Origin of the sequence: Nostoc sp. UIC 10630, assembly GCF_010747425.1 — a bacterium.
Classification (GTDB): Bacteria; Cyanobacteriota; Cyanobacteriia; order Cyanobacteriales; family Nostocaceae; genus Nostoc.
The window spans coordinates 1-5,714 of record NZ_JAAGOG010000326.1; the positions used below are offsets into that span (position 1 = coordinate 1).

General features: G+C 42.5%; 4 protein-coding genes. All 4 read right to left on the reverse strand.

Annotation, left to right across the window (positions count from 1 at the left end; genetic code table 11):
- Positions 1–221: 221 nt before the first annotated feature.
- The 4 genes from G1O98_RS36365 to G1O98_RS36380 all read right to left on the reverse strand — a co-directional run bounded on the left by G1O98_RS36365 (position 222) and on the right by G1O98_RS36380 (position 5,472).
- Positions 222–962 (reverse strand): alpha/beta hydrolase, encoded by a 741-nt coding sequence (locus G1O98_RS36365; RefSeq protein ID WP_163939069.1) that lies wholly within the window; start codon positions 960–962, stop codon positions 222–224.
- 228 nt (positions 963–1,190) lie between these two features.
- Positions 1,191–2,669 (reverse strand): amidase, encoded by a 1,479-nt coding sequence (locus tag G1O98_RS36370; protein ID WP_163939071.1) that lies wholly within the window; start codon positions 2,667–2,669, stop codon positions 1,191–1,193.
- Positions 2,670–2,877: 208 nt separating this feature from the next.
- The gene (locus G1O98_RS36375; RefSeq protein ID WP_163939073.1) at positions 2,878–4,380 is read right to left on the reverse strand and encodes an acyl-CoA synthetase; all 1,503 of its coding nucleotides are present in this window, start codon (positions 4,378–4,380) and stop codon (positions 2,878–2,880) included.
- Positions 4,381–4,491: 111 nt separating this feature from the next.
- Positions 4,492–5,472, reverse strand: a complete 981-nt coding sequence (locus G1O98_RS36380; protein WP_163939075.1) for a CorA family divalent cation transporter — start codon at positions 5,470–5,472, stop codon at positions 4,492–4,494.
- Positions 5,473–5,714 lie beyond the last annotated feature (242 nt).

Genomic DNA, 5,714 nt, shown 5'->3' on the forward strand with positions numbered 1-5,714 from the left:
CGTTCGCATTTGTTACTTTGGCGTTCGCATTTGTTACTTTGGCGTTCGCATTTGTTACTTTGGCGTTCGCATTTGTTGATTCGGCGTTCGCATTTGTTGATTCATTCAAAAACCATAAACTGTGTAGGTTGGGTGGAGGAACGAAACCCAACATTTTCGAGGATTTGTTGGGTTTCACTACGTTCCACCCAACCTACGATTATCTACAATAAGGTTTGCGATCATTTAGTTAATACTGAGGCCAGATGAGCAGGACGAGACAAGTGTGGGCAATGTCCTCCAGGCAGTTCTATAGCTTCAACTCCCAAGCGCTTACGTGCAGCGTAGTGTGACCATGCAGGAGAGATTATCAGGTCATCAGTACAAAAAATATATTTATACTCTACTTTTGGTAAAGCTTTCAGAGGATTAACCTCATAAATATATGCCATTGATTGCTGTGAACGTCCTTTTGAGAGTGCCCAGCGCATTACATCCGGCTGACAATCTTGATAAAAAAATTCCATCAATACTGCTTCATCTGAAAAGTTTTTCCCAGCAGAAACAGGATTAAACATATAAGGTTCATCATCAAATTGTTTGAGTTGATGTGACTCTTTTGGTTCGTAATTTAATGATTTGAGGCTATCAAAATCGAGATGATGAGAAAATTGCTCAAGTGTACTAGTTCCTGGGTATGGAATAAGCGCGGTAAGGAATACCAGTTGACGTACTTGAAGCGCTTCTGCAACCAGGGGAATAACAGTACCAGCCATTGAGTGACCAACCAGCACAATATCATCATCAGTTTTTGGAAGCGCTTGCAATATTACATCTGCAAATTGCGATAAACTTGCAGACGCATCTTCAATTGGCAAATCTATTGCTACTGTTTTGTGACCTTGCGCTTCTAAATAAGGAATTAACAAATTCCAACACCAAGCGCCTTGGAAAGCGCCATGAACTAGACAAAAAAGACTCATAGCGATTTTAAGTTTTTTGAATTGTCCTTAAGTAGGTCGGCGCAATTAAAGCTAACTAGCAAAGCTGTCATTTGTCATTGGTCATTAGTAAGAGCTTAAAGCCTATTTATGTTTCGTAACATACTTGGGGTTTTTCGCGCCAACTTGCTTATCTTGTACCTTACGTATTGCAGCATTGTCAATAAGCCGCTTTGCGTAATAACGGTGAAGTTTAATTAGTACCATTTCTCAATATCCCAATGGATGGCGGAAATCACCAACCACTTTGTCAAGTTCTTGAGCGATCGCCAATAACTCCATCTCGCGCCATCGCTTTCCCACAATCTGCATTCCAATCGGTAAGCCATTGTGGGTTTGCCCGATGGGAATGACCACCACAGGATGACCACTGAGATTAAATGGCATGGTGTAAGCACCGTTTGCCACCGCATGAGGATAGGATTTACCCTCAATATCAATGGCGCTCCAAGCCGGACAATGGGGAAATGCAGGAGTTGCTGTCACAGGAGTGAGCCATACATCCCACGCTTCTAAAGCTTCATCCATTTGGGCAATGAAGCGATCGCGTTCGGTGAGTGTCTCAAAATATCCTCTGAGGCTGGGATTCAAAATTTCTGGCAGAAAGCTGCTGAAATTCCCCAATTTTCGGAGTTTTTTGTCGCCTTGAGTTGCCGTGCGAAAGAGTAACTCTAAGTTGCGTATCACATTATAGCGATCCTTGGGTTGGGCGTAGTTGTTGATATATGCTTCCATCCGCCCGCAGAGGTTCCACACTGTCGATAAATCAAAGTCTTTGGGAAGCCAGCGTTCAACATAACTACCTGCTTGAGCGAGTTTTTGCACGACTGTCTGTACTGCGCCTCGAATTTCCGCAGCAACCGGAACTTCCACCCATTCATCAATCCAAGCAATTTTAAGATCCTGCAAAGACTTGCCTGATGGAGTATCAAGGGGAATCGGTGGCACATCTGGGCGACGTAGATCCGCACCAGCGATGAGCGAGAAACAAAGGCGAATATCTTCGAGCGATCGCGCAAAACAACCAATAGTCAACATTTGCCGCAAGCATAGCGGCATTCCCGGTACTTCAGGGATACTTCCGGCGGTAGAAATACGGCGATCTGTTGGCTTTAAACCATACACGCCGCAGAAAGTTGCAGGCTGGCGCACGGAACCCGCAAGATCGTTGCCTACATCTAATGATGAAAGTCCGGCTGCAACAGCAGCAGCACTGCCTCCAGAACTGCCTCCTGGTGTGTAGTCAAGATTCCAGGGATTATTTACTCGTGGAAACAGAGAATTTGTACTTTGAAAATCACCAGCCAGTTCTGCCATATTCGTTTTTCCCAGGATAACGGCTCCTGCTGCCCGCAGCCTGGCGACAACGGTGGCATCCTGTTGAGGAATGTAGTCTTTGAGAGGAATGTAACCTGCTGTGGTACGGAGTCCTACTGTTTCAAAGATATCTTTGATTGTGATAGGGACACCGTGTAGAGCGCCCCAGTGTTCTCCTTTAGCTAGGGCTTCATCCGCTTGCTTTGCTCTGGTACGAGCATTGTCTTCGTCTAAGGTGCAAATTGCATTCAGCTTTGAGTTGTGTTTAGAAATCTGCGCCAGGTAAGCATCAAACACTTCGACAGCAGAGACTTGGCGATCGCGAATCATCTGAGCAAGTTGATGAGCGGGTAGAAAAACTAAGTCACTCATAGGTCTATTTCACTCATTTGTCAGATTCTAAGGCTTGATCAAGTTAATTATATTTACTTAAGTTGAAGAGGTTACAAGAGACATCTCCAGAAATTAAATATACGTTACCCAGAAACCTTGTAGAGACGTAGCACTGCTACGTCTCTACATTCTTTTTCGGAGATGTCTAAGGTTTAAAACTCCAGGTATAATTGCGCCTTGACGATCGCTATGCTCGAAATAGCTCAACCACTGTTGGCTTAGTCACTTTCCCCATTGCATTGCGCGGTAATTCTTCGACTATCAAAATTTGGGTTGGCACTTTATAAACAGCCAATCGCTCTTTTGCCCAACTCCTAAAAGATTCTAATGTCAAAGGTTGTAACCCTTGCAATACTAATGCAGCACAAACCCGTTCACCCCATTCTATATCTGCAACCCCAACCACTGCACATTCTTGAATATCTGGATGCGATCGCAATACTTCTTCAATTTCCAAAGCTGAAACTTTATAGCCTCCGGTTTTGATGATATCCACACTCATCCGTCCCAGAATGCGGTAGCTACCGTTCTCCATGACGGCGGTATCTCCAGTACAAAACCAGCCATCTTGGAAGGCTTTGGCGGTTGCTTCGGGGTTTTGCCAATATTCTATAAACACTCCGGGCCCTTTAACTTGGATCTCTCCTGGTGTTCCGGTTGAGACTAATCCGTTCTCATCTACTAATCTCACTTCAACTTCAGGCAAAGGCTTTCCTACATATCCAGCCAACCGTTCACCGTGTAAAGGGTTAGATAGCGCCATGCCGATTTCAGTCATCCCATATCGCTCAAGTAGAAAATGGCCGCTGATAGTCTGCCACTTTTCTAAAACTTGAACTGGTAATGCTGCCGAACCGGAAACCATCAGGCGCATCTTAGCACAGCCTTCTGACATTGTTTTTTGGCGTTCCCTAGAGGCATTTTCCCATGCGGTAATGAGCTTTACATAAATCGTTGGTACTGCCATAAATAGGGTTAAGTTACCGTCACCAATTCGATTCCAAACAGTTTCGGTATCAAACTTGCTCAACAGATGACACTCCGCGCCAGCCCATAAAGCACAAGTCAGTACGTTAATAATTCCATGAATATGATGTAGTGGCAGTATATGTAAAATGCGATCGCTAGATGTCCATTCCCAAGCGGTGTTTAAACTAGTCACTTGCGCTTGAATATTTTGATGAGTTGTAACCACACCCTTGGGTTTACCTGTTGTACCGCTAGTGTAGAGAATTAAGGCGCGTCTAGTGATATCTACTTCTGGGAGACAAGCAATATTAGATGGAAGCGTTTCTGAGGTGAGGATAAATCGCAAATTGTGTTCTTCGGCGAGCGATGCCTGCGGCGGTAAACTACGCAGTATACCCTCAAAATTAGGATGAGCAACAATAATCGATGCTCCAGAATTGGTAATTACATACTCCAATTCTGGGCGCGGATGGGAAACACACAAAGGTACAGCTATGCCACCAGCACGCCAAATTCCCCATTGAGTAGCTACATACTCAAATCCAGGTGGGATGAGGAAGGCGACTCGCTCCTCTTGTAAATCTTTTGTATTCTGAAGAAGACTTGTTGCTATTTGACTGGAAGTGTGGAGCAAATCCCGATAGGTAAATGATCCATCCGTTGTAGCGATAGCTATTTTCTCGCTGTGTTCTTCAGCACGAATAATCAATGGGAGATTCACGTTTATTTACCGATTTAGGGTTAATGCAGTCTACTTAACAGAAAGCATATAGCAAAGCCAAACAAGATGTAAATTTTACTATTCCAGTAATAGCCTATAACTTGATAGATGCTACAACCAACGTTGTTTTTTAACATAAGCAATACTACAAATCACAATTAAGATCATTACGCCGATTACAGCAGGATAAGCCCAAGGTTGCTCTAATTCCGGCATATATTTGAAGTTCATACCATAGAAACCAGACATGAACGTAATTGGTAAGAATACGGTCGAGAGGATAGTCAGGCGATTAATTCGTTCACCAGTTTTGCTAGCAATATTATCGCGTTGGATTTCCATTAATTCTGACATCCAGGCTCTCAAAGCTTGATATTCTTGCCATAATTTATCAACTTGATGAACCAATTCTTCTTTGAACAGTTCTTTCACTGGCTGGGTGATCCATTGAAAATCATCGTAATCCATAATAGCCATAAGTGACTTAATACTTTGGAAATTACGCCGTCCTGAACGAGTAGATTGCCTCATGGTGGCAATTCTTTGGTACGTTGATTCATCACCAGAATCATCTAAAACTTCATCTTCTAAATCATCAAGCTTTCTAGAAATATAGTCAAAGACAATATGATAATTATTCAGGATTTCTTTAAAAATGAGATAAAAAAGATAGTCTATCCCCCATTTTTTGATATCTAGAGGGCGCTTTTGTAAATTATTAGCTAAAATACTTAAAACTTTTAATTCAGTGATTTCAAACGTAATTATAAAATTACTTCCAACTACAATATTGCCACGTGCAACCTCAAATTCATGATTTTTTATTTGAGCAGTTAGAATTTCATAGCTGTCAAATAAACAATCTTCTACGTCTTCATCAATTCCTAAAGGGGAATGGTTGAAAATCATGTTAACACGAGATGGATTGAGTTCAAAATGTTTGATAATTTTAGCTGTTCCAGTGCGATCGCGGAATTGAACACAGCGTAACCAAATATTCTGAGAAGCATCAATTCTTTTCAGTACTGTATCGACATCCCTATGAGTGAATATTTCCAGGTTATCTGGATAAAAAGTGAGGAGAATTAGCATATAGCCATCCTAATTGAGTCGTCAGAAAATACGGTGACTCATGTTGAGCGATAATTGATTTAACTACAACGACAGATACAGCACATTTCAGGTAAATGAAGTACATATATAAAAGGGAAAAGGGAAAAGGTTAAAGGGGAAAGGGGAAAGGGATGAACAGGTCGGGCCACTTGCGGGCGAGGTTTTTACCTTCCTCATAAAATTTGGATTATTTCGCGCCACTTGCGGGCGAGGTTTTTACC